Source organism: Terrabacter aeriphilus (assembly GCF_039542985.1).
GTDB lineage: Bacteria > Actinomycetota > Actinomycetes > Actinomycetales > Dermatophilaceae > Terrabacter > Terrabacter aeriphilus.
This window is the reverse complement of the sequence record NZ_BAABIW010000020.1, coordinates 112,649-135,364: the sequence shown is the minus strand read 5'-3', so window position 1 is coordinate 135,364 and position 22,716 is coordinate 112,649. Positions and strand designations below refer to the sequence as shown.

20 protein-coding genes and 1 pseudogene are annotated in these 22,716 nt (G+C 72.2%); 10 read left to right on the top strand and 11 right to left on the bottom strand.

Going from position 1 to position 22,716, the window contains the following annotated elements:
* Positions 1 to 76: 76 nt before the first annotated feature.
* Positions 77 to 1,087, bottom strand: coding sequence for an aldo/keto reductase family protein (locus tag ABD979_RS16080; protein ID WP_345508512.1), 1,011 nt, complete (start codon positions 1,085 to 1,087; stop codon positions 77 to 79).
* A gap of 209 nt (positions 1,088 to 1,296) precedes the next feature.
* Here ABD979_RS16080 and ABD979_RS16075 point away from each other — a divergent pair, with 209 nt between their 5' ends.
* Entirely contained in the window at positions 1,297 to 1,704 is a 408-nt protein-coding gene (locus ABD979_RS16075; protein ID WP_345508511.1) for a transferase, read from the top strand.
* 71 nt (positions 1,705 to 1,775) lie between these two features.
* Here ABD979_RS16075 and ABD979_RS16070 read toward each other — a convergent pair whose 3' ends face one another.
* Together ABD979_RS16070 and ABD979_RS16065 are read right to left on the bottom strand one after the other, a co-directional pair.
* The gene (locus ABD979_RS16070; RefSeq protein WP_345508510.1) at positions 1,776 to 2,627 is read right to left on the bottom strand and encodes an NAD(P)H-binding protein; all 852 of its coding nucleotides are present in this window, start codon (positions 2,625 to 2,627) and stop codon (positions 1,776 to 1,778) included.
* Positions 2,628 to 2,768: 141 nt separating this feature from the next.
* A complete protein-coding gene (locus ABD979_RS16065; RefSeq protein WP_345508509.1) occupies positions 2,769 to 4,193 on the bottom strand; it encodes an NAD-dependent malic enzyme in 1,425 nt (474 codons plus the stop codon).
* A 24-nt stretch (positions 4,194 to 4,217) separates the two neighbouring features.
* On the opposite strand from ABD979_RS16065, the pseudogene ABD979_RS16060 reads away from it, so the two are divergent.
* A pseudogene (locus ABD979_RS16060) lies at positions 4,218 to 4,517 on the top strand (hypothetical protein); the annotation flags it as partial.
* A gap of 213 nt (positions 4,518 to 4,730) precedes the next feature.
* Here the strand turns inward: ABD979_RS16060 and ABD979_RS16055 are convergent.
* Both ABD979_RS16055 and arsB read right to left on the bottom strand, forming a co-directional pair.
* The gene (locus ABD979_RS16055) at positions 4,731 to 5,165 is read right to left on the bottom strand and encodes an arsenate reductase ArsC (protein ID WP_345508508.1); all 435 of its coding nucleotides are present in this window, start codon (positions 5,163 to 5,165) and stop codon (positions 4,731 to 4,733) included.
* On the bottom strand, positions 5,162 to 6,256 hold the full coding sequence (arsB, locus tag ABD979_RS16050) for an ACR3 family arsenite efflux transporter (RefSeq protein ID WP_345508507.1): 1,095 nt from the start codon (positions 6,254 to 6,256) through the stop codon (positions 5,162 to 5,164). Before arsB ends, ABD979_RS16055 begins: the two co-directional genes overlap by 4 nt.
* A 74-nt stretch (positions 6,257 to 6,330) precedes the next feature.
* On the opposite strand from arsB, the gene ABD979_RS16045 reads away from it, so the two are divergent.
* Entirely contained in the window at positions 6,331 to 6,696 is a 366-nt protein-coding gene (locus tag ABD979_RS16045) for an ArsR/SmtB family transcription factor (RefSeq protein WP_345508506.1), read from the top strand.
* A 128-nt stretch (positions 6,697 to 6,824) separates the two neighbouring features.
* On the top strand, positions 6,825 to 7,421 hold the full coding sequence (locus ABD979_RS16040; RefSeq protein ID WP_345508505.1) for a phosphatase PAP2 family protein: 597 nt from the start codon (positions 6,825 to 6,827) through the stop codon (positions 7,419 to 7,421).
* Positions 7,422 to 7,482: 61 nt separating this feature from the next.
* Here the strand turns inward: ABD979_RS16040 and ABD979_RS16035 are convergent, their stop codons facing one another.
* Together ABD979_RS16035 and nrdR are read right to left on the bottom strand one after the other, a co-directional pair.
* Positions 7,483 to 10,404: a vitamin B12-dependent ribonucleotide reductase gene (locus ABD979_RS16035; RefSeq protein ID WP_345508504.1), complete on the bottom strand. Its 2,922-nt coding sequence runs from the start codon at positions 10,402 to 10,404 to the stop codon at positions 7,483 to 7,485.
* A gap of 188 nt (positions 10,405 to 10,592) precedes the next feature.
* Positions 10,593 to 11,081, bottom strand: a complete 489-nt coding sequence (gene nrdR, locus ABD979_RS16030; RefSeq protein ID WP_345508503.1) for a transcriptional regulator NrdR — start codon at positions 11,079 to 11,081, stop codon at positions 10,593 to 10,595.
* A gap of 477 nt (positions 11,082 to 11,558) precedes the next feature.
* Here nrdR and ABD979_RS16025 point away from each other — a divergent pair, with 477 nt between their 5' ends.
* Entirely contained in the window at positions 11,559 to 12,788 is a 1,230-nt protein-coding gene (locus tag ABD979_RS16025) for a sensor histidine kinase (RefSeq protein WP_345508502.1), read from the top strand.
* 45 nt (positions 12,789 to 12,833) lie between these two features.
* Here the strand turns inward: ABD979_RS16025 and ABD979_RS16020 are convergent, their stop codons facing one another.
* The 3 genes from ABD979_RS16020 to ABD979_RS16010 all read right to left on the bottom strand — a co-directional run bounded on the left by ABD979_RS16020 (position 12,834) and on the right by ABD979_RS16010 (position 15,637).
* A complete protein-coding gene (locus ABD979_RS16020; RefSeq protein ID WP_345508501.1) occupies positions 12,834 to 14,654 on the bottom strand; it encodes an alpha/beta hydrolase in 1,821 nt (606 codons plus the stop codon).
* Positions 14,651 to 14,968 carry a hypothetical protein gene (locus ABD979_RS16015; RefSeq protein WP_345508500.1) on the bottom strand — a complete coding sequence of 106 codons (318 nt, stop codon included), beginning with the start codon at positions 14,966 to 14,968 and terminating at the stop codon, positions 14,651 to 14,653. Before ABD979_RS16015 ends, ABD979_RS16020 begins: the two co-directional genes overlap by 4 nt.
* A gap of 234 nt (positions 14,969 to 15,202) precedes the next feature.
* Entirely contained in the window at positions 15,203 to 15,637 is a 435-nt protein-coding gene (locus ABD979_RS16010; protein ID WP_345508499.1) for a LysM peptidoglycan-binding domain-containing protein, read from the bottom strand.
* 228 nt (positions 15,638 to 15,865) lie between these two features.
* Between ABD979_RS16010 and lexA the strand changes: the two genes are divergently transcribed.
* Positions 15,866 to 16,645, top strand: coding sequence for a transcriptional repressor LexA (gene lexA / locus ABD979_RS16005; protein ID WP_345508498.1), 780 nt, complete (start codon positions 15,866 to 15,868; stop codon positions 16,643 to 16,645).
* Between the two features lie 55 nt (positions 16,646 to 16,700).
* Here the strand turns inward: lexA and ABD979_RS16000 are convergent, their stop codons facing one another.
* On the bottom strand, positions 16,701 to 17,642 hold the full coding sequence (locus ABD979_RS16000; protein WP_345508497.1) for a Sir2 family NAD-dependent protein deacetylase: 942 nt from the start codon (positions 17,640 to 17,642) through the stop codon (positions 16,701 to 16,703).
* A gap of 96 nt (positions 17,643 to 17,738) precedes the next feature.
* Here ABD979_RS16000 and ABD979_RS15995 point away from each other — a divergent pair, with 96 nt between their 5' ends.
* The 4 genes from ABD979_RS15995 (at position 17,739) to ABD979_RS15980 (ending at position 22,705) form a co-directional block, all read left to right on the top strand.
* Positions 17,739 to 18,686: a LysR family transcriptional regulator gene (locus ABD979_RS15995; protein WP_345508496.1), complete on the top strand. Its 948-nt coding sequence runs from the start codon at positions 17,739 to 17,741 to the stop codon at positions 18,684 to 18,686.
* 174 nt (positions 18,687 to 18,860) lie between these two features.
* The gene (locus ABD979_RS15990; protein ID WP_345508495.1) at positions 18,861 to 20,384 is read left to right on the top strand and encodes a gamma-glutamyltransferase; all 1,524 of its coding nucleotides are present in this window, start codon (positions 18,861 to 18,863) and stop codon (positions 20,382 to 20,384) included.
* A gap of 118 nt (positions 20,385 to 20,502) precedes the next feature.
* Positions 20,503 to 21,828 (top strand): class I SAM-dependent methyltransferase, encoded by a 1,326-nt coding sequence (locus tag ABD979_RS15985; RefSeq protein WP_425583994.1) that lies wholly within the window; start codon positions 20,503 to 20,505, stop codon positions 21,826 to 21,828.
* Between the two features lie 4 nt (positions 21,829 to 21,832).
* Positions 21,833 to 22,705, top strand: coding sequence for a DUF1295 domain-containing protein (locus tag ABD979_RS15980; protein ID WP_345508494.1), 873 nt, complete (start codon positions 21,833 to 21,835; stop codon positions 22,703 to 22,705).
* Positions 22,706 to 22,716 lie beyond the last annotated feature (11 nt).

Sequence of the window (22,716 nt, the reverse complement as noted above, 5' to 3'; positions counted from 1 at the left end):
TCCCAACCCCGTCCCGGATGGCGATGCCGCCCGGCCGCACGTCGGCGGCAGGGCGGCATCGCGAGGGTCCGACCGGTCAGGCCACGCGCTGCTGCGGCGCGGTCTCCTTCGTCTTGCCCGGGTCCTTCTCGACGATGTCGCCGAGGACCTCGTCGATCTTCGTCATGAGCTCGGGCTCGAGCGTCACACCGGCAGCCTTGACGTTCTCGGCGACCTGCTCGGGCCGCGAGGCGCCGACGAGCGCGGCCGCGACGTTCGGGTTCTGCAGCACCCAGGCGACGGCCAGCTGCGCCATCGTCAGGCCGGCCTCGTCGGCGATCGGCTTGAGGTTCTGCACACGCGTCAGCACGTCGTCGTTCATGAAGCGCTTGATCATGTCGGCGCCGCCCTTCTCGTCGGCGGCGCGCGAGCCCTCGGGCGGCTGCTGACCCGGCTGGTACTTCCCGGTCAGCACACCCTGCGCGATGGGGCTCCACACGATCTGGCTCACGCCGAGCTCCTCGCACGTCGGCACGACCTCGCCCTCGATGACGCGCCACAGCATGGAGTACTGCGGCTGGCTCGAGATGAGCTGGAAGCCGAGCTCCCTGGCGAGCGCCACGCCCTCGCGGATCTGGTCGGCCGTCCACTCGCTGACGCCGATGTAGAGCGCCTTGCCCTGGCGCACGACGTCGGCGAACGCCTGCATCGTCTCCTCGAGCGGCGTCTCGGTGTCGTAGCGGTGCGCCTGGTAGAGGTCGACGTAGTCGGTCTGCAGCCGTTCGAGCGAGCCGTTGATCGACTCCATGATGTGCTTGCGCGACAGGCCGGTGTCGTTCTTGCCGCCGGGCCCGGTGGGCCAGTAGACCTTCGTGAAGATCTCGAGGCTCTCGCGACGCTCGCCCTTGAGGGCGGCGCCGAGCACGCTCTCGGCCTTGGTTTTGGCGTAGACGTCGGCCGTGTCGAACGTGCTGATGCCCGCGTCGAGCGCGGCGCGCACGCACTGGGTCGCCACGTCGTTCTCCACCTGCGACCCGTGGGTCAGCCAGTTGCCGTAGGTGATCTCTGAGATCTTGAGCCCGCTGTTGCCGAGGTATCGGAAGTTCATGCCTCCCACCGTATGCCGCCGACGGGCGCGCGCCAGAGGCGCCCCGGGGGCGCCGGGACCCCCGTTCGAGAGCTGGAACTGCATGGTTGCCCGCTTCGTTGTCCGGGTACACCTTCTGAAGCAACGGCGTCGGAATCTTCAAGGGTGCTTGAACGTTGGACGCAAGGACGAGCCGGACGGCTCGCCCGCCGGACCACAGGAGGTGGATCGTGAGACGCAGGAAGTACGAGGAGTTCGAAGAGGACAACGGCACCACGTTGCGCTACGTCCGCCACGAGAACGGCGGCGGCTTCGTGGAGTCGCACGCTCACGTCGACGCGTCGGCCCACGTCGGCCCCTCCGCGTACGTCGACCGCGGCGCGGTCGTCGGCGCCGGGGCGCGCATCAGCGCCGGGGCGTGGATCGACCGCGAGGCGGTCGTGCACGCCGGAGCCGTGGTGGGCACTGCCGCGCACGTGGCGACCCGTGCTGTCGTCGGCCGCGACGCCCGCATCGGTGCCCGCACCAAGATCGGCCCCGACACCCACGTCTGGGACGGTGCACGCGTCGACACCGACGAGATCGTGCCGCCCCACGCCGTCATCCGTGGCGGCACGAAGGGCGCCCGCGCCGCCTGACGCCGACTCTGGCTGACGCCGCCTTTCACTGACCCCGACTCAGGCTGACATGCACCCAGGTTGACGCCGAGTCAGGCCGGAGCCATGGCCAACCCACGCACCGGGGTGCCCGGCAGCCAGGGGTGGGCGCGCCGCGCCGCCGACGGGTCGTGACGCAGGTCGGCGCGGTCCATGACGAGGGCCGTGCGGACCAGCCGCGCGAACGAGGGTCGCACGGGCCTGGCCGCCTGCCCCATCACCCACAGCACGGGTCGGGGCAGGTGCCGGGGTGTCGCCCCCGGCACGACGAGACGGGCCAGCTCGTCCAACGTCAGGTCGTCCTCGCCGACGTCCACCACCGCGCCACGCAGGCTGCGGCCGGTCGCCGCCCGGGCCACGGCCACCGCGACGTCCCCGACGCTGACGAGGTTGACAGGGTTGCGACCACGGCCGAGGACCAGCGGGCCCTTCCCCGTGTGCGCCGACTCCCGCAGCATCTCGATCCACATCTCCGCGAAGGCGGAGGCACGCGCGATCGTCCACGCCGCACCACTCGCCCGGAGGTGCTGATCCGCCGCCCACTTCATCCGGTGCAGCTCCAGCGGGTGGTCGGCGGCAGCATCGACCACCGACACGAGCACGACGTCGATCGCCCGCGCCACCGCGAGGTCGACGAGGGCCGCGTTGCCGTCGCGGTCGACCTCCCGGGGAGACTCCCCCTTGCCCGGGTCCATCCCGTGCGCCGCGGCCACCACCGTGTCGACACCGTCGAGCGCTCGCGGCAGCGAGCCGGGATGACGCAGGTCGGCGACAACGAACTCCGTTGCCACCACGGGGGTCTCGGGCTCGGAGCGCGCGACGGCTCGCACCTGCTCCCCGGCCTCGACGAGCCGTCTGCAGACGAGCCGACCGAGGCGGCCGGAGCCGCCGACGACCGCGATCATGGCCTCAGTCCTTCCACTGGCCGCGCGGCGCGGGTGATCTCGCGTCACCTCCAGCGTGGCACCGACGACCCTCGCCGTCTCGATGTCGTGACGTGATCCGCCTCGCACTCCCTCCGTACATGCCCGCCGTGCCACGGCCCCTCAGCCGGATGTCGGCGAGGAGTCGGACGGCCTCCGTCCGGGGGTCGCCGCCGCCGCATCGCGGACCGCCGCAGCGACGGCGGGCGCCACGTGCGGGTCGAAGACGCTCGGCACGACGTAGCTCGCGTTGAGCTCCCCCGGCTCGACGCAGTCGGCGATGGCTGACGCCGCCGCCACCATCATCGCGTCGGTGACGTCGGTGACCCCGGCGTCGAGGAGCCCGCGGAAGAACCCCGGGAAGACGAGCACGTTGTTGATCTGGTTGGGGTGGTCTGACCGCCCCGTCGCCACGACGGCCGCGTGCACCGACGCGGCGATCGGGTCGACCTCGGGCACCGGGTTGGCCATCGCGAAGACGACCGCGCCCGGCGCCATGGTGGCGATGTCGTCGCCGGTCAGCAGGTCCGGCGCCGACACGCCGATGAAGACGTCCGCGCCGGCGAGCACCTCACGCAACGAGCCCGTCTCGTGGCGAGGGTTCGTGTGGTCGGCGATCCACTGCCGGAAGGGCTCCATGCCCGTGGCGCCCGAGTGCACCGCGCCGTCACGCCCGCACCCGACGATGTCGCGGGCGCCCTGCGCGAGGAGCAGCCGGATGATGGCCTGCCCCGCCGCGCCCACGCCCGAGACGACGATGCGCACGTCGTCGAGGCTCTTGCCGACGACCCGCAGCGCGTTCGTCAGCGCTGCCAGCACCACGATCGCCGTCCCGTGCTGGTCGTCGTGGAAGACCGGGATGTCGAGCATCCCGCGCAGCCTGGCCTCGATCTCGAAGCACCGCGGCGCGGAGATGTCCTCGAGGTTGATGCCGCCGTAGACCGGGGCCAGCGCGCGCACGATCTCGACGATGGCGTCCGGGTCCTGCGTGTCGAGGCACACCGGCCAGGCGTCGACACCACCGAACTGCTTGAAGAGCGCCGCCTTGCCCTCCATGACCGGCAGGGCGGCCAGCGGACCGATGTTGCCGAGCCCCAGCACCGCAGAGCCGTCGGTGACGACGGCCACGGTGTTGCGCTTGATCGTGAGTCTCCTTGCGTCGTCGGGGTGCTCGGCGATCGCCAGGCAGATGCGGGCCACCCCCGGCGTGTAGGCCCTGGAGAGGTCGTCGCGGTGCTTGAGCGGCACCTTGGGGTTGACCTCGAGCTTGCCGCCGAGGTGCAGCAGGAACGTCTGGTCGCTCACCTTGCGCACGTCGGCGCCGGGGATGGCCGCGATGGCTGCGGTGATGAGGGCAGCGTGCCGCTCGTCCGTCGTATCGCACGTGACGTCGACGACGAGCCGGTCGGTGCGGCTCTCGGCGACGTCGAGTGCCGTGAGCGCACCTCCCGCGGAGGCGACAGCCGTCGTCAGCGCCGCCGTCGAACCGGAGGCGGCCGGCACCTCGACCCGGACGGTGATGGAGTATCCCGGACTCGGTGTGGCCATGGCGGTCCTCCTGCACGTGCTTCGGTGCCCCCGACACCGCCATCCTCCACCCGCCGTGGACGTGACGCGCGGACGACCGCCACCACCGGCAGGGCGGGCCGCACGACCGCCCGTGGACCGCAGCCGTATGCCGCCGAGGTGAGTCGGCGGCATACGGCGTGGCTCCTCCGCCTCCGTCGGCCACTGTCCCACGGAAGGCCGCGGAATTGTGCAAAACGGATATACCGGACCTGCGGCGCCCTTGGCCCGACACCCCGGACCGGGCTCGCTCCACAGGTCATCCTCGGCGCCTGCCGGCCTCCCCTCGCGCTCGCGGCCCTGCAGGCCGAGCCCTCGATCGGGGTGCTGCTGCCGTGCAACTTCGTGGTGTGCAGCCTCGACACCGCACACCCTCGTCGAGGCCATGGACCCGACCGCCATGGTGACGATGACCCGCACCGAGGGCCTCGTCGACGTCGCGACCGACGCCCGTGAGCGGCTCGGACGCGCGCTCGAGCTCGTCGCCGGCTGACCGGCGGGATCCGCTCGTCGCTCCGCTCAGGCCTGCACGGGGGTGATGCCGAGCGACTCGAGCAGGCCGAGGACGCACTGCCTGATCTCGTCGCGGATGGGTCGCACGGCGTCCAGTCCCTGGCCGGCCGGGTCGGCGAGCTCCCAGTCCTCGTAGCGCTTGCCCGGGAGGATCGGGCACGTGTCGCCGCACCCCATGGTGATGACGACGTCGGACTCCTTCACGGCGTCGGTGGTGAGCACCTTGGGGGTCTCGGCCGTGATATCGATGCCCTCCTCGGCCATCGCGGCCTCCGCGGAGGGGTTGACCTGGTCGGCGGGCGCGGACCCCGCGGAACGGACCTCGACGGCGTCGCCGGCGAGGTGGGTGACGTAGGCCGCCGCCATCTGGGAGCGCCCGGCGTTGTGCACGCAGACGAAGAGGACGGACGACCGGTCGGCGGCTCGGGTCTCGGTGCTCACGGGTGGATCGGTCCTTCCGAGTGGGTGAAACGGCGGCGGAGGGCGAGGCTGACGTAGACGAGGGCGACGAGGGCGGGCACCTCGATGAGCGGGCCGACGACGCCCGCGAGCGCCTGGCCCGAGGCGGCGCCGAACGTGGCGATGGCGACCGCGATCGCCAGCTCGAAGTTGTTGCCGGCGGCCGTGAAGGCGAGGGTCGTCGTGCGCTCGTAGCCGAGCCCGATACCCGCGCCGAAGGCGAAGCCGCCGCCCCACATCAGGGCGAAGTAGACGAGCAGCGGCACCGCGATGCGGGCGACGTCGAGCGGGCGGGAGGTGATCGCGTCGCCCTGGAGGGCGAAGAGCACGACGATCGTGAAGAGCAGACCGTAGAGCGCCCATGGCCCGACCTTCGGGATGAACCTCTTCTCGTACCAGTCGCGCCCGCGCCGGCGCTCACCTAGGCGGCGCGACAGGAAGCCCGCCACGAGCGGGATGCCGAGGAAGACCAGCACCGACCGTGCGATGTCCCACGTCGAGGCGTCGATGCCGGTCTGCTCGAGACCGAGCCAGCCCGGCAGGACGGAGAGGTAGAACCAGCCGAGACCGGCGAACGCCACGACCTGGAAGAGCGAGTTGAGCGCGACGAGCACGGCTGCTGCCTCTCGGTCGCCACACGCGAGGTCGTTCCAGATGATGACCATGGCGATGCAGCGCGCGAGGCCCACGACGATGAGGCCGGTGCGGTAGGCCGGCAGGTCGGGCAGGAGGATCCAGGCGAGGGCGAACATCAGCGCCGGACCGACGACCCAGTCGAGCAGCAGCGACCCGACGAGCAGGCGCCGGTCCCCGGTCACCGAGTCGAGCCGGTCGTAGCGCACCTTGGCGAGCACCGGGTACATCATGACGAGCAGACCGAGCGCGATGGGCAGCGAGACCCCGTCGACCTCGACCCGCGACAACGCGTCGCCGAGGCCGGGCACGAGGCGGCCGAGGAGCAGGCCGGCCAGCATGGCCAGACCGATCCACACCGGCAGGAACCGGTCGAGCGTCGAGAGCCTCCCGGCGACGGGGTCGGGAGCGGTCGGGCGCTGCAGGGAAGCTCGGGTCACGAGGTGACGGTGACCGCTATATCGACGTGTGTCAACATGGACCGTCATCGATACAGGCCGACAGACGGTGGACCATGGGCATCACGAAGCTGACGACCACGCTGTCGAGGACCCCGCAGCAGGTCCCGTGCGTCTCGGCGTGCGGATCGGCACCGGTGCCCCTGCTCGATCGGGCCGAGGCCGACCGGCGCGCCGCGCTGCTCAAGGCGCTCGCCGACCCCGTCCGGCTCCAGCTGCTCAGCATCATCGGCGCCGCACCCGGGCAGGAGGCGTGCGTGTGCGACATGACCGATGCGGTGCAGGTGTCCCAACCGACCGTCAGCCACCACCTCAGGACGCTTGTCGAGGCCGGCATCCTCAGCCGCGAGCGACGCGGCACCTGGGCGTGGTTCCGGCTCCGGCCGGACGCGCTCGACGACGTCCGGCGCTTCCTCCCCTGAGCTCTGGGCTCTGGGCTCTGGGCTCTGGGCTCTGAGCTCTGAGCTCTGAGCTCTGAGATCGCTCTCAGATCTTCGGGTCACCCTGTGGGCTGCCGTGCCCTGCCGCACCACCGACCCGAAGGACGACCGTGAGCCGCCTGCTCGACCTCAGCGACAGCCTGTTCCTGCGCTTCAACGACCTCGCGCGCACGACGACGGCGCTCCACGCCCCGGCCGCGGCGTTCGCCACGTACGGCGTCGCGCTCTTCGCCGCGCTGGTCCTGCTCGACATCTGGCGCCGGCGCCGTGCGAGCGACCAGCGCCTGGCCGCGGCCGTCTGGGCGGGCCTCGGGACGGTGCTCGCGCTCGCGGTCAACCAGCCTGTCGCTGCCCTCGTCGCCGAGGCACGGCCGTATGCCGCCCACCCGGCGGTGCTCACCCTCGTGGACCGGACGACGGACTGGTCCTTCCCCTCCGACCACTCCGTGATGGCCGGTGCCGTCACCGTCGGCCTGCTGCTCGTGTCGAGGCGTCTGGGCGTCCTCGCCGCCGCTGCCGCGGTGCTGATGTCCGTGACCCGCGTCTACGTCGGTGCGCACTACCCGCACGACGTCATCGCGGGCCTCGCGCTCGGCGGGGCGGTCGCCGGTGGCGGCTGGTTGCTCGTGCGGCTGCCTCTTACCCGCCTGGTCGGGGCGCTGCGACGACTCCCCGTCGTCCACCGCGTGCTCGCGCCGGCGGCGTAGACGACTGGGGCGGCACCGAGGATCGGTGCCGCCCCAGGACGGTCAAGCCTGACGACTGGCGTCAGCTGCAGCCGCTGGTGCTGCCGCAGCCCTCGCAGACGTAGCAGGAGCCGGCGGGACGCATCTTCGTGCCGCAGGTCATGCAGATCGGCGCGTCGGCGGTGATGCCGCCGAACTTCTCGAGCAGCTCGGCCGAGCTGTGCACGTCGGAGCTCGTCTCGCGGGCCGACGCGGCACCGGCACCGGACTTGACCTCGGAGGCCTTGAGCTCGCCCTTGGCCTCGTCGGACTTGGCCTCGGCGCGCTTGGCGACCGGGGCGGACTGCTGGAGGGTCTCCAGCTCGTCCTCGAGCTCCTCGTCTGACTCGTCGCTCGAGCTGGCCTCGTACGACCCGGTCTCGACCTGGCGGGCCCGCTCCGCAGCGGTGTGGATACCCATGAACGAGCGGGTGTCGAAGTCGAGGTAGTCGAGCGCCAGGCGGCGGAAGACGTAGTCCATGATCGACTGCGCCATGCGCACGTCGGGGTCGTCGGTCAGGCCGGCCGGTTCGAACCGCAGGTTGGTGAACTTCTCGACGAAGGTCTCGAGCGGCACGCCGTACTGCAGGCCGATCGACACGGCGATCGAGAAGGCGTCCATCACGCCGGCGAGGGTCGAGCCCTGCTTGCCGAACTTGAGGAAGATCTCGCCGAGCTGCTGGTCGTCGTAGGTGCCGGCCGTGAGGTAACCCTCCGCGCCACCGACGGCGAACGACGTCGTCTGCGAGGTGCGGCGCTTGGGCAGGCGACGACGGACCGGGCGGTACTCGATGACCTTCTCGACCTTGACCTCGGCGGCAGCGGCGTCTGCGGCAGCCTTGTTGTCCTTGGCCGTCGAGCCACCGTCGGAGAGCGGCTGGCCGACCTTGCAGTTGTCGCGGTAGATCGCGAGCGCCTTGATGCCGAGCTTCCAGCCCTGCATGTAGACGTCCTGGATCTCCTCGACCGTGGCCGTCTCGGGCAGGTTGACCGTCTTGGAGATGGCACCCGAGAGGAACGGCTGCGTCGCGGCCATCATGCGCACGTGGCCCATGGCCGAGATCGAGCGGGCACCCATGGCGGTGTCGAAGACCTCGTAGTGCTCCGGCTTGAGGCCGGGGGCGTCGATGACGTGACCCTTGTCGGCGATGTACTCGACGATGGCCTCGATCGACTCCTGCTGGTAGCCGAGCTTCTTCAGGGCGCGCGGGATCGTCAGGTTGACGATCTGCATCGAGCCGCCGCCGACGAGCTTCTTGAACTTGACGAGCGAGAAGTCCGGCTCGATGCCGGTCGTGTCGCAGTCCATCATGAAGCCGATCGTGCCGGTGGGCGCGAGCACCGACGCCTGGGCGTTGCGGTAGCCGTGCTTCTCACCGAGCTTGACGACGTCGTCCCACGCCTTCGTGGCGAGCTGGTGGACGCCCCCGTCCATCGCGTCGAGCGTCTTGATGTTGTCGTTGGCGGCCTGGTGCTTACGCATGACCCGCTTGTGGGCGTCCGCGTTGCGGGCGTAGCCGGCATACGCACCGACGACCGAGGCCATCTCGGCAGAGCGCTTGTACGCGGCGCCCGTCAGGAGCGAGGTGATCGAGGCGGCGAGGCTGCGGCCACCCTCGGAGTCGTAGCCGTGGCCCGTCGCCATGAGGAGCGCGCCGAGGTTGGCGTAGCCGATGCCGAGCTGGCGGTAGTTGCGGGTCGTCTCGCCGATCGGCTCGGTCGGGAAGTCGGCGAAGCAGATCGAGATGTCCATCGCCGTGATGACGAGCTCGACGACCTTCTGGAAGGTGACCGCGTCGAACGTGTCGTCGTCGCGGAGGAACTTCAGCAGGTTGAGCGAGGCGAGGTTGCACGAGCTGTTGTCGAGCGACATGTACTCCGAGCACGGGTTCGAGGCCGTGATGCGGCCCGTCTCGGGGTTCGTGTGCCAGGCGTTGATGGTGTCGTCGTACTGGATGCCCGGGTCGGCGCACTCCCAGGCGGCCTTGGCGATCTTCGTGAAGAGCTCACGCGCGTCGACGGTGTCGATGACCGAACCGTCCGAGCGCGAGCGCAGCCCGAACTCGGTGCCGTCCTCGACGGCCTTCATGAACTCGTCGTTGACCCGGACCGAGTTGTTGGCGTTCTGGTACTGGACCGAGACGATGTCCTTGCCGCCGAGGTCCATGTCGAAGCCGGCGTCACGCAGCGCGCGGATCTTGTCCTCCTCCCGCGCCTTGGTCTCGACGAACTCCTCGATGTCGGGGTGGTCGACGTCGAGGACGACCATCTTGGCCGCACGGCGCGTGGCGCCGCCCGACTTGATGGTGCCGGCGGAGGCGTCGGCGCCGCGCATGAAGGAGACGGGACCAGAGGCCGTGCCACCCGAGGAGAGCAGCTCCTTGGAGGAGCGGAGGCGGGAGAGGTTGAGGCCGGCGCCGGAGCCGCCCTGGAAGATCTTCCCCTCCTCCTTGTACCAGTTGAGGATGGAGTCCATCGAGTCGTCGACGGCGAGGATGAAGCACGCGGAGACCTGCTGCGGGCTCTTCGTGCCGACGTTGAACCACACCGGCGAGTTGAACGAGAAGACCTGGTGCAGCAGGGCGTGCGACAGCTCGTGCTCGAAGATCTCGGCGTCCTCGGCCGAGGCGAAGTAGCCGTTGCTCTTGCCGGCCGCGACGTACGTGAGCACGACCCGGTCGATGAGCTGCTTGAGCGAGACCTCGCGGGCCGGCGTGCCGACGGCGCCACGGAAGTACTTCGTCGTGACGATGGTGCTGGCGTTGACCGACCAGAAGTCGGGGAACTCGACGCCGCGCTGCTCGAAGATCGTCGCGCCGGTCTTCCAGTTCTGCTGGACGACGTCACGCTTCTCCCACGTCACCTCGTCGTACGGGTGCACGCCGGGCGTGGTGTAGATGCGCTCGATCCGGACGCCCTTCGCGCCCGCCTTCGCGCGTGAGCTGCGGTTACCGATCTCCGTCATGTGTCGCGGCCTCCCTGACCGAATCTGCTGCTGGACTGAGTGTTGCGTGTGGCACCGACAGCGGACGTGGCCGGGGCGGTGCGGGTCGTGCTGGTGGTGCTCGTCGTGCGCGGTGGTGCTGGTTCGTGCTGGTCGTTCGGGTCCTGATGTCGTGCGGGTCCTGGTCGTTCAGGTCCGGGTGCGCCCGCTCACCGCGGGGCGTCGTGGCGGACCGGCTCCTCGCCCAGCGCGTCGCGCTCGGCCCGCAGGAGCGCGATGGCTCCCTCGAAGTCCTCGAGCGACTCCCAGCCCTGGTAGACGCTGGCGAACCGCAGGTAGGCGACCTCGTCGAGCTCCCGGAGCGGCTCGAGGACGGCCATGCCGACCTCGTGCGCGTCGATCTCCGCGCTGCCCTGGGACCGGATCGTCTCCTCGACCTTCTGGGCGAGAAGCGCGAGGTCGTCCTCGGTGACGGGCCGGCCCTGGCAGGCCTTGCGCACTCCGGAGAGCACCTTGGCCCGGCTGAACGGCTCGCTCGCCCCCGACCGCTTGATGACGTTGAGGCTCGAGGTCTCCAGCGTCGTGAAGCGACGGTTGCACTCCGGGCACTGCCGACGGCGCCGGATCGAGGTGCCGTCGTCGGTGGTCCGCGAGTCGATGACGCGGGAGTCGGTGTGGCGGCAGAACGGGCAGTGCACGCGCGGTCACCTTCCTTCCCGGGGCATGGCTCTTCGAGCACAGGTCTGACGTCCCCGCACCGCGGTTCCCCGGTCCGCCTGGGGACGGAGGTGGGGACGGGCTGGGGATGACCTGTGGGTAACCCCCGTTGAGCTGGGGACTACATGTGGACGTCTTACATCTGTGTAACTACTAGATGTAGGGGTAACTGTAGGCGCGAGCGGACGAGGCCGCAAGCAGGGATTTCGCCGTCGGCGCGGCGTGGCGCTGACCTGCGCAAACGCCCTCGCGGTCCCATTCGTCCGGCATGTCCGCGGACGCCGATACCCATCATGTGGGGGTCCGCGGCCGCTCCCGCCCCACGATCCGGGGCCCGTCGCCCGCACGGAGACCGACGACGCGACCACTGACGCGACCACTGGCGCGACCAGCGACGGACCGACGACACGAGCAGGGACCGCGCTGCGGCCCCGCGCGGTCCATGACAGAGTGCGATGGTGACAAACCGGACATCGACGACGTCCCCGCTCGACCCCGCGGACCGCCGCGACCACGCCCTTGCGGGCTATGACGTGCTCGACCACGCGCCGGCCCGTGAGCTGCAGGCCCTCGTCGACATCGCGGCCCAGGTGTGCGCCGTGCCGCGAGCCGCCATCAACCTCATCACCTCGACCGAGCAGCAGCAGATCGCCACGACGGGCTTCGCGGCCTCGATCTGCGCCCGCGAGGACTCGATGTGCGCCGCCGTGCTCGAGCACACCGACCGCGTCGTGGTGCCGGACGCGCGCCTCGACGACCGCTTCCGCGAGAACCCCTTCGTCACCGGCGTCCTCGGCACGGTGCGCTTCTACGCCTCCGCTCCCCTGCGGACGCCGGGCGGCGTCATCATCGGGCGGCTCTGCGTCTTCGACCACGCGCCGCGGGCGCTCGACGCCGCCCAGGAGACGGCCCTCGGCGCCCTGGCCGAGCGGGTCGTCGACGTGCTCGAGCTGCGTCTGCGCACGCGCGAGCTCGAGGGGTCCCTCTCGGCCCTGACCCGCGCCCGTGACGAGCTGCACCGCTCCAACGAGGCCCTGTCGGTGTTCGCCGGGCAGGTGAGCCACGACCTGCGCAGCCCGCTCACCGCGATCATGGCGAGCACCGAGATGCTCGGCCAGCAGCCCTCGGTCCTCGAGGACGCGATGGCCCAGCGGCTCGTCGCCACGGCCTTCCGGTCGGCCACGCGGATGGCCGGGCTCATGGAGCAGATCCTCTCCCACGCCCAGGTCGGTGCCCAGCTGCTCACGACCGAGACCGAGCTGGATGCCGTGCTCGGCGCGGTGCTCGAGGACCTCGCACCGCGCCTCACCGCCCGGTCCGCCACGGTCTCGGTCGGGCCCCTGCCCGTCGTGGTCGTCGACGACCAGCAGATCTACTCGGTGCTGCTCAACCTCGTCTCCAACGCCGTCAAGTACTCCCGGCCGGACGTGCCGCCGGTCGTCGCCGTGTCGGCCAGCGAACGGTGTGGTGCCTGGCGGATCTCGGTGCGTGACAACGGGATCGGCATCCCCGTGGGCGAGCGCGAGATGGTCTTCGGCCTCTTCAACCGCATCGAGACCTCGGTCGACGGGAGCGGCATCGGGCTCGCCACGGTCAAGCGCATCATCGAGGCCCACGGCGGCCGCATCGGGATCGACTCGGTCGACGGACCGGGCACCGAGGTCTGGTTCGACCTGCCCGCCTGCTGAGCACGGCTCGCTGCCCGGCCCGTCGCGAGCCATCGCCCCACGTCGTCACGGCAGCAGCCGCGGCCAGGCCAGCGGGTCGGTGCCGAGGCTCGGCCCGGTCGTCGTGCACGCCCGCTCGTCGTCCCCCTGCAGCACACGCAGGTCACGGCGACCGACCGCGAGGGCGACGAGGTTGCGGGCGCTGTCGGTGCCGGCCCGCAGGTAGTCGGAATGGCCCGACGAGGTGCGGCCGACGTCGACGTAGTCGGAGCGCGGCCGCAGCCAGTGGTTGCAGCCGGACCCGGGGCTCTTCAGGGCCAGCGTCGACAGGCGGACGGCTCCCGCGACCTCAGCGGGCGCGGTGCCGTGCACGACCCACCCGTAGGAGAACACGTCGTCGCCGATCGCCCCGAGGACGTTGAGCGAGCCGGGCGCCAGGGAGGCCTTGCCGACGTCGGCGAACGGCATACCGGGTGCACCGAGGACGGCCACGTCGTCGATGGCGCTCGTCCGCAGCACGGCGAAGCCCGCGAGCGTGCCCCCGTAGGAGTGCGCCCACACGCTCGTGTGCGCCGGACGGTCGCGGGCCGCGTCGAGACCGGTCATGAAGTCGGCCAGCGCCGCCGCGTTGTCGCGAGCGAGCTTGGAGCTCAACACGTTCCGGTCGATCGAGGTGACGACCTCGCGCAGCTGGGGTGCGTCGTAGCCCATCCACGTCACGACGGCGACGTCAGCACCTCCGGCGAGCTGCAGCGCCTCCGAACGCATCCGCACGAACGTCTCGTCGTAGCGGCGCAGGTCGCCGCCGACGCTCGTCGAGAGGCCCCCGACGTAGGTCACCACGTGGTCGGCGCGGTCGACGTCGCCGACCGCCACGACCGCCCGCAGGTCGAGCGCTGCGGTGTCGACGAGCAGCAGCTGCCGCTGCACCCCGTCGCGCCGCGCGAGGACCTCGCGGATCGCCCGGAGCCCGTCGACGCGCTCCTGCGCCCGTGCCCGCTCCTCCACGTGCCACGGGGCGCCGCCGCGGCCCAGCTCCTGCACGCGGCCGTATGCCGTTCGCTCGGCGCGCGCGAGCAGCGTGAGGTTGGCCTCGTGGCGGGCCTGCGCGGGGACCCCGTCGCGCGCGCCGACCCACTCCGGCCGCTCGCGCAGCACCCAGCGCTGCTCCTCCGCGGTGAGCGAGCGCCACCAGGCGCCCGTCGAGAAGACGAGGTCGGGCATGCCACCCGAGACGCCCGAGGGCGGTGGGGACGGACGCAGGGGCGTCGCGCCCGTCGCGCCCGACGGGCCCGTCGCGCCCGTCGGGCCCGTCGGGGCAGCCGGTGACGAGCCCGTACCCGCTGCCGGGCCAGCGCCGCGCGCGGACTCGAGCAGCGCGCGGGCGAGCTCCTCGTCGAGCTCCCGCGCCGTGCGCTGCGCCTCGTGGAGGCACGCGTGCACGTCGGCGAGCAGGAGGGCGTCGAGGCGGGCCCGGTGCGCCTCCACGAGCGGCTCCCCCAACGAGGCACGCACGGGCAGGAGCACGACGCCGTCGGGGTCGACCCAGGCACCCTCGGCGGCGGCCCGACGATCCGCTCGGTGCACGAGGTCGGCCGCCGCCTCGAGCCGGCGCGCGGCCCGGCCCAGGGCGTGCCCGGTTGCGGCGAGGCTCTGGCCGAGCCGGGAGAGCTGGTCGACGACGAAGGCGTACCGCGAGACGACGGCGGCTGCAGCCGGGCCCGACCACCGGGTGCCGGCCGAGCGCCGCCACAGCAGGGCCTCGGTGCAGCTCAGCACGGTGGCGCGCCGCTCCTCCAGCCGTCGGGCGACGGCCAGCAGCACCGCCGGTCGGGCCGCGCGGATCTCGCGGATGCCCGGTCCGCCCCCGAGCGTCGCGGCGGTCATGCGTGCCGGCGGGACCCCGACAGGCCCGACAGACCCGAGAGGGCGGACCGGGCCACCTGCTCCGCGCCGTCGTAGCCGTCGGCCGCGGCACTCACCCCGGCCCCGAGCTCGCGCAGCTCCCACGTGAGGCCGGCCAGCCGCGCCTGCCACGCGAGGGCGACCCCCGGCGCGCCTGCCGTGGTGCGCCCGGGCGGCACCGCCGTCGCGACGGCGGCCAGGTCGTCGGTGACCCCGAGCCGGCGCACCCGCGCCAGCACCTCACCGATCGTCAGCGCGCTCTCGCGCAGCGCGGCGGTGTCCACCTCGTAGTGCATCGCTCGTGGCTCCCTTCCCCGGTGGTGACGCTAGGACGTCACGGCGCCGGACCGGGCCCGTCGTCCACAGGGCGCCGGAGGCAGCAGAACGCCGCACCCCGTGCAGGGGTGCGGCGTCCGGACGGGGCCGGCGGGGTCGAAGCGCCGGTCCCGACAGCCGCTGGAGGTGGAGCCAACGCGGCCGTTGGGGGTCTGCGCACGGTGTGCGCAGAGGTCTGCTGGGTCGGAGCGGGCTCAGGGACCGGGGACGACCAGCTGCTGGCCGGCATGGACCTGGCTCGAGCTGAGACCGTTGGCGAGCTGCAGCTCGAGCACGCCGTCGGCGCGGCTGAGACCGGGCAGCTCCCGGGCGGCGATGCCCGAGAGGGTCTGCCCCGGCTGGACCGTCAGCGTGCGCGGCTCGCCGGTGGCGGACGCGAGCTGGCCGGCGAGGCCGACGGCGAGCAGGGCCACGACCGACGCGACGAGCAGGGAGACGACGAGACGGCCGAAGCGCGTGAGCCGCATCGGGACGCGGGCGTCCCGTGCAGCCCGGGCGGCTCGCGCGGCGCGGCCCGCCTCGCGACCGGTCGGCACGGAGACGAGGCGCGGGCGCCCCTGCGGACCCGACGCGGCCTGCTGCTCCTGCGTCGCGATCGGACGAACGGCCGTCAGCACGGTGGCGCTCATGGTGACCTCCCCTAGCTCCGGATCCACCGAACAGGTGTTCGATGGAACGTCTGGACGATTTCTAGCACGTATGTTCGATGAAGTCGAGACACGCGTCGAACAGGTGTTTGGCAACTGTGTTCGAACCTCGTAGGCTTTCCGCACACCACACACCTCACCAGCCACCACTGACATCGGTCGTCACGACCGGTCGCAGCAACGGTCTGACGAGCCGACGAAGGGGACACCATGGGCGTGACCGAGCTTCCCGACCGCGACACCGGCGACGGGCTCACGGTGCGTCAGCGGAAGGTGCTCGAGGTGATCCGCAACTCCGTCGACCGGCGGGGCTACCCGCCGAGCATGCGCGAGATCGGCGACGCCGTCGGCCTCGCGAGCCCGTCGAGCGTCTCCCACCAGCTCAACGCGCTCGTGGCCAAGGGCTACCTGCGCCGCGACCCGAACCGACCGCGCGCCCTCGAGGTCGTCTCCCCCGACGCGACGGCCGAGCAGGTCGGCTACCGCGGTCGCGCCACGTCGCCCGCCCGAGCCAGGGCGGACACGCCCGCCGCGCGCGGCTCGCGCGGCGCCCGGACGGCCGGCCCGGCCGGCGACCAGTACGACACCGAGACCGACTCGGGCGACGCCCGGCCCGAGGCCTCGTACGTCCCGGTGCTCGGCAAGATCGCCGCCGGCGTGCCGATCACCGCCGAGGAGGTCGTCGAGGACGTCTTCCCGCTGCCGAAGCAGCTCGTGGGCGAGGGCGACCTCTTCCTGCTCAAGGTCGCCGGCGACTCGATGGTCGAGGCGGCCATCTGCGACGGCGACTGGGTCGTCGTGCGCCAGCAGCAGCACGCCGAGAACGGCGACGTCGTGGCCGCGATGCTCGACAACGAGGCGACCGTCAAGACCTTCAAGCGCACCGACGGGCACGTGTGGCTGATGCCCCACAACCCCGACTTCTCGCCGATCGACGGCGACCACGCCACCATCCTCGGCAAGGTGACCGCCGTCCTGCGACGCATCTAGGACGCGCCGAGCGTCAGATCCGGAGCGTCAGACCCAGAGCGTCAGACCCGGAGCGTCAGACCCCGAGCGCGGAACGCAGGCCGGTCAGGGTGGTGCCGAGGGGCGCGTGCAGGCGCAGGCTCGCCTCGGCATCACCACGCGTGGCCGAGCGCGTGACGATGGCGACGGGCACGCCCTTGGCGTGCGCCCGGCGCACGAACCGGTAGCCGCTCATCACCGACAGCGACGAGCCGAGCACGAGCAGCGCCCCTGCCGTCTCGACGAGGCCGAAGCACCGCTCCACGAGGGGCTTGGGCACGGACTCGCCGAAGAAGACGACGTCGGGCTTCACGGTGTCGTTGCCGCAGACGAGGCACCGCGGCGGGTGGAACGACTCGACGAGCTCGTCGGCCAGGACGATGTCGCCGTCCGGGCGCACCTGCTCGCCCCACTGCGAGCCCACGGCGTGCGCGGCGGCCGCGAAGCGCGCCATGAAGCCGGGGTTCGCCTCCGTCATCCGCTCGTGCAGGCCGAGTCGTGAGGTCACCTCGCCGCAGGTGAGGCACACGGCCCGGTCGAGCGAGCCGTGCAGCTCCACGACGTCGCGCGCCCCGGACGCCTGGTGCAGCCCGTCCACGTTCTGCGTGATGACGGGTCCGAGGTAGCCGGCCCCCTGCAGGTCGGCGACGACCCGGTGCCCCTCGTTCGGCTCCGCGGCGTCGAAGCGCTGCCAGCCGATGTAGCTGCGTGCCCAGTAGCGCCGCCGGGCCTCGCCGGAGCCGGCGAACTCGCCGTACGTCATCGGCTCGACGCGGCGGGTCCCGTCAGGTCCGCGGTAGTCGGGGATGCCCGACTCCGTCGAGAGCCCTGCACCGCTCAGCACGAGGACCCCGCCACCGCTCACGAGGTCGACGAGGTCCTCGAAGGTGCCGAGGTCGTGCGTCACGAGCGGCAGGATGCGCGAGGTGGACAGCCGTGTCGTCGGGGACGAGGAGGACAGACCGGTCGGCTGGGACACGCGACCAGCCTACGTCGCCTCGTCGCACGACCTCGTCACCCATGCCTTGCTGACGTCACCTCACTGAAAAGCATAAGAACCCGTTATGATTGGCCCATGATCGATGCTGCGGGCCTGCGGGTCATGAAGGCCATCGCCGACGAGGGAAGCTTCACGAGCGCCGCGAACGCGCTCGGGTTCACCCAGCCGGCCATCTCGCAGATGGTGCGGCGCCTCGAGCAGCGCACGGGCACGGTCCTCGTCGAGCGCTACGGCCGTCAGGTCCGCCTCACGGAGGCCGGCCAGGTCCTCGCCCGTCACGCCGTCGGGGTGCTCGCGGCGCTCGACGCGGCCGAGGAGGAGATCACCGCCATCGCGGGTCTGCGCGCGGGACGCGTGCGGCTGCAGGCGTTCCCGAGCTCGTCGGCCACCCTCGTGCCGCGCACCCTCGCGATCCTCAAGGCCCGCCACCCCGACATCACCGTCACCTTCACCGAGGCCGAGCCGCCCGAGTCGCTGGCGGCGCTCCGTCGCGGCGACTGCGACGTGGCCGTCGCCTTCGCCTACGAGGGTGCCGACCTCGGGGAGCTCGAGGAGGACCTGTCGCTCCTCGTGACGCGTCGGCTCATGGACGACGAGGTGCGCCTCGTCGTGCCCCGCGACCACCCCCACGCCGGTGACGCCGCGGCCAGCCTCGCCGACTTCTCGTCGGAGGAGTGGATCGCCGGCTGCCCGCGCTGTCGTGGCCACCTGCTCTCGCTGGCCGACCACGCCGGGTTCCGCCCCAACGTCGCGTTCGAGACGGAGGACTACGTCGCCCAGCTCGGCCTCGTCACCGCCGGGCTCGGGGTGGCGCTCGTGCCGGACCTCATCCTCAACGCGGCGAAGCACGACGAGGTCGCCACGCTCCCCCTCTCCCCCGCCTCACGGCGCCAGATCCTCGCCGTCACCACCTCCGACCTCCAGCGGGTGCCCGCGGTGGCCGCCGCGCTCCACGCCCTGGTCGAGGCCGCCGGCGCGGACCCCCGCCCGCCCCGTGCCGAGCTCGCCGCCGCGGCCCGCTGACGCAGCCCACCGAGGGACCCGGCCGAGGGAGCCCGCCGCGCGCGGACGCGCCGTCCGCGCGCCCGCGGTCCCATCGGCATACGGTGGTGCCATGGGTGACGACGACCGCAGCTCCTCCCTGACGGAGCCCGATCGGGAGCGGGCGCGGCGGGCCGCGACCGACCGCGAACCGTCATGACGAGGGTCGCCCTCGCCGCCTCCGGCCCGGCGCCGCTCGAGGCCGGGCTGGAGGCCGCCGCCGACGGCGGCAACGCGGTCGACGCGGCCGTCGCAGCCGCCCTCGCCTCGATGAGCACCGAGCCCGGCATCGTCAGCCTCATGGGCGGCGCCTTCGTCAACGTGTGGCCGGCAGGCGGTGACCCCGTCGTCGTCGACGGCAACGTCGAGATGCCCGGCCGCGGGCTCGACCCGTCCGCGTTCGGGCGAGGCGTGCGGCAGGTCCGCACCGACTACGGCGGCGGCGTCACCATCGGCGCGGGGCACGGCTCGGTCGCGAACTCCGGTGCGCTGCAGGCGCTCTCGCTCGCACGGGAGCGGTTTGGCGTGCTCCCCTGGCGCCGGCTGGTCGAGCCGTCGGTCCACTTCTGCCGCGACGGCTACCGCACCGGGGCCGCGGCCGCGCTCTATCTCGCCCTCGTGCGCGACAGCCTCTTCGGCGACGACCCGGAGGCGCACGCCCTCATCACCGGCGCCGACGGCGGACCGGTGGAGCCGGGCGAGACGAGCGTCAACCCCGACCTCGCCGACATCCTCGAGCTGCTCGCGACCCAGGGGGTCGACCTCTTCACCACCGGCGCGGTCGGGCAGGTGCTCGCCGACGACATGGCCGCCCACGGCGGCCTCGTCACCCGGGCCGACCTCGAGGCCTACGAGGCCGTGGTGCGCACCCCGACGATGCGCGCCGTCGGCAGCTGGACCGTGGCGCTCAACCCCCCGCCCTCCGTCGGTGGGCCGATGCTCGCCGCGATGCTGGGCGAGCTCGCGCGGCACGAGCACTGGACGTGGCCGGAGGTCATCGACATCCAGCGCCGGGTCCTCTCCTACCGGCTCTCGGTACACGACCGGTCGAGGGACCTCGCCGCGGACGGACACGCCCTGCTGCTCGCCGTGGAGCGCCACGGCCTCGCCGGGCTGCCGACCTCAGCGTCGACGGCCCACGTCTCGGCCGTCGACGAGCACGGCACCGCCTGCGCCGTCACGATGTCCGCGGGCTACGGCGCCGGCATGGTGGTCCCCGGCACCGGCATCCTGCTCAACAACGCCCTGGGCGAGCCGGAGCTCAACCGCCTCGGGTTGCACGCCGTCGAGCCCGGCACACGCCTCGCCTCGAACATGGCGCCGACGACCGCGCGCAGCGCCGTCGGGGCAGCCCTCGCCGTCGGCTCCCCCGGCGCCGACCGGATCACGACCGCGCTCATGCAGGTGCTGGGGCGCGGCCTCCTGCTCGGAGACGACCTCCAGCACGCCATCGACGCCGCGCGGCTGCACGTCCGTTTCCTCGACGACGGCTCGCCGCGCGTGGAGCACGAGCCGTCGCCCGACATCGCAGCCGCCATCGCAGCGAGCGGCCTTCCGGCGCACGCCTACCCGGGTCCGCACATGTACTTCGGGGGTGTCGGCGCGGCGGAGCTCGGTCCCCGCGGCCTCGTCGCTGCCGGCGACGCGCGCCGTGAGGCCGCTGTCGGGGTATCTCCTTGAGGCGCGGACGCCCCGGTCGCCCGACCCATCCGTGCGACCGTCCGCTCCGAAGCACCACACCGAAGCACGTGCAGCACCACCGACCCGCTCGCGTCGACCCCCAACGAGAGGCCACCCGATGACCATGACCGACGACCGCCCCGACGCTCCCGCCCCCTCCGCGGCGTCCTCCCGGCCCGGGGGCGTCGCCTCCCGCCTGGCGGCGGTCGTCGAGCCCCTCTTCGGCGGCACCCTCCCCGTCCGCCTGCGCGCCTGGGACGGCAGCGTCGCCGGGCCGAGCGACGCGCCGACCGTGGTCCTGCGCGACCCGGCGGCCCTGCGCCGGCTCGTGCGCCACCCCGGCGAGCTCGGCCTCGCCCAGGCCTACGTCACGGGTGAGCTCGACGTGGACGGTGACCTCCTCGACGGCTTCCGGCGCGTCTGGTCGACGGCCCGCACGCTCGCGGGCGGCCGCCCCTCGGCCGGCACCGTCGCGGCCGTGGCGAAGAACGGCATCCGCACGGCCTTCGACCTCGGGGTCGTGGGCCTCCCGCCCGAGCCGCCGGTGTCGCAGGCGAGGCTGCGTGGCCGGCTGCACACCAAGACCCGCGACCGCAGCGCCATCGAGCACCACTACAACCTCTCGAACGACTTCTACTCGCTCATCCTCGACCCGCACATGGCCTACTCGTGCGGCTACTGGACGAGCACCGAGCCGGGCTACACCGTCGAGGACTCCCAGCGCGACAAGCTCGACCTCGTGTGCCGCAAGCTCGGCATCGAGGCGGGCGGCCGCCACCTCGACATCGGCTGCGGCTGGGGCTCGCTGTCGCTGCACGCCGCCGAGAAGTTCGGCGCCCAGGTCGTCGGGGTCACGATCTCGAGCGAGCAGAAGGCCTTCATCGACGAGCGGATCCGCGAGCGCGGGCTGCAGGACCGCGTCGAGATCCGGCTCCAGGACTACCGCGAGGTGCCCGACGGCCCGTTCGACACGATCTCCTCGATCGAGATGGGCGAGCACGTCGGGCAGCGCAACTACCCGACCTTCACGGGCCAGATCCACCGCCTGCTGCGCCCCGGCGGCCGCGCCCTGATCCAGCAGATGTCGCGCACCACGCGCCCCGGCGGCGGTCCCTTCATCGAGGCCTTCATCGCCCCCGACATGCACATGCGTCCCGTCGGCGAGACCGTCGACCTCATCGAGCAGGCGGGGCTCGAGGTCCGCGACGTGCACGCGATGCGCGAGCACTACGTCTGGACCGTCAACGCCTGGTACGACACCTTCGAGGCCAACTGGGACAAGGTCGTCGACATGGTCGGCGAGGAGGTCGGCCGCGTGTGGCGCCTCTACCTCGTCGGTGGCGCGCTCGCCTTCGAGGAGGGCCGCATGGGCGTCGACCAGATCCTCGCCGTGAAGCCGACGGCCGACGGCCGCAGCGGTATGCCGCCCGTGCGGGCCTGGTGACCGCGTGACCTCCGTGTCGCCGCTCTGGGCGACCGTCGTCCCCGCCGCCGAGGCCACCGGCTTCGACGGCGGGGCCTTCGGGCGCACCCTGGCGTTCACCGCCCTCGCCGTCGTCGTCGTCCTGGCCGTCACCTTCGCCATCGCGCTGCGCGTCGGCAAGCAGGCCGTCATCGACGTGACGTGGGGGCTCGGGTTCGTCGCCATCGCGCTCACGGCCTTCGCCACGAGCGGCGGCCACGGCGACGCGCTGCGGCGCTGGCTGGCGCTCCTGCTCACGGCCGTCTGGGGACTGCGCCTCGCGGGGCACATCTTCAGCCGCTCGCGCGGCAAGGGCGAGGACCCCCGTTACGAGGCCATGATGGAGCGCGCCGACGGCAACCCGAACGTGTACGCGCTCCTGCACATCTACCTGCCGCAGGGCCTCATCATGTGGTTCGTCTCCCTGCCCGTCCAGATCGCGATGTTCGTCGAGGGCGGTCTGGCCTGGGTGCTGTGGATCGGCGTCCTCCTGTGGGCCGTCGGGTTCTTCTTCGAGACGGTGGGAGACCTGCAGCTGACGCGCTTCCGCAACGACCCGTCGAACAAGGGGACGGTGCTCGACACCGGCCTGTGGCGCTACACCCGTCACCCCAACTACTTCGGGGACGCGAGCGTCTGGACCGGGCTCTTCCTCGTGGCCGCCAGCGCCTGGCCGGGCGTGCTGATCGTCCTCTCCCCTGCCGTCATGGTGTGGAACCTCTACGGTGGCACGGGAAAGAAGCTGCTGGAGAAGGACATCGGCGACCGTCGCCCGGACTACGCCGACTACGTGCGGCGCACGAGCGGCTTCTTCCCGTGGCCGCCGAAGCCCGCCGACCCCTCGGTGAAGCACGACTGACGACCTCGGCC

Bases quoted from the DNA above. Each gene is read 5' to 3' on its own strand.
- lexA (WP_345508498.1), top strand. From the start codon at position 15,866: ATGGGCGTGACCGAGCTTCCCGACCGCGACACCGGCGACGGGCTCACG.
- ABD979_RS16080 (WP_345508512.1), bottom strand. From the start codon at position 1,087: ATGAACTTCCGATACCTCGGCAACAGCGGGCTCAAGATCTCAGAGATC.
- ABD979_RS15990 (WP_345508495.1), top strand. From the start codon at position 18,861: ATGACGAGGGTCGCCCTCGCCGCCTCCGGCCCGGCGCCGCTCGAGGCC.
- ABD979_RS16035 (WP_345508504.1), bottom strand. From the start codon at position 10,404: ATGACGGAGATCGGTAACCGCAGCTCACGCGCGAAGGCGGGCGCGAAG.
- ABD979_RS16020 (WP_345508501.1), bottom strand. From the start codon at position 14,654: ATGACCGCCGCGACGCTCGGGGGCGGACCGGGCATCCGCGAGATCCGC.
- ABD979_RS16010 (WP_345508499.1), bottom strand. From the start codon at position 15,637: ATGAGCGCCACCGTGCTGACGGCCGTTCGTCCGATCGCGACGCAGGAG.
- ABD979_RS16070 (WP_345508510.1), bottom strand. From the start codon at position 2,627: ATGATCGCGGTCGTCGGCGGCTCCGGCCGCCTCGGTCGGCTCGTCTGC.
- ABD979_RS15995 (WP_345508496.1), top strand. From the start codon at position 17,739: ATGATCGATGCTGCGGGCCTGCGGGTCATGAAGGCCATCGCCGACGAG.
- ABD979_RS15985 (WP_425583994.1), top strand. From the start codon at position 20,503: ATGACCATGACCGACGACCGCCCCGACGCTCCCGCCCCCTCCGCGGCG.
- ABD979_RS16015 (WP_345508500.1), bottom strand. From the start codon at position 14,968: ATGCACTACGAGGTGGACACCGCCGCGCTGCGCGAGAGCGCGCTGACG.
- ABD979_RS16045 (WP_345508506.1), top strand. From the start codon at position 6,331: ATGGGCATCACGAAGCTGACGACCACGCTGTCGAGGACCCCGCAGCAG.
- ABD979_RS16065 (WP_345508509.1), bottom strand. From the start codon at position 4,193: ATGGCCACACCGAGTCCGGGATACTCCATCACCGTCCGGGTCGAGGTG.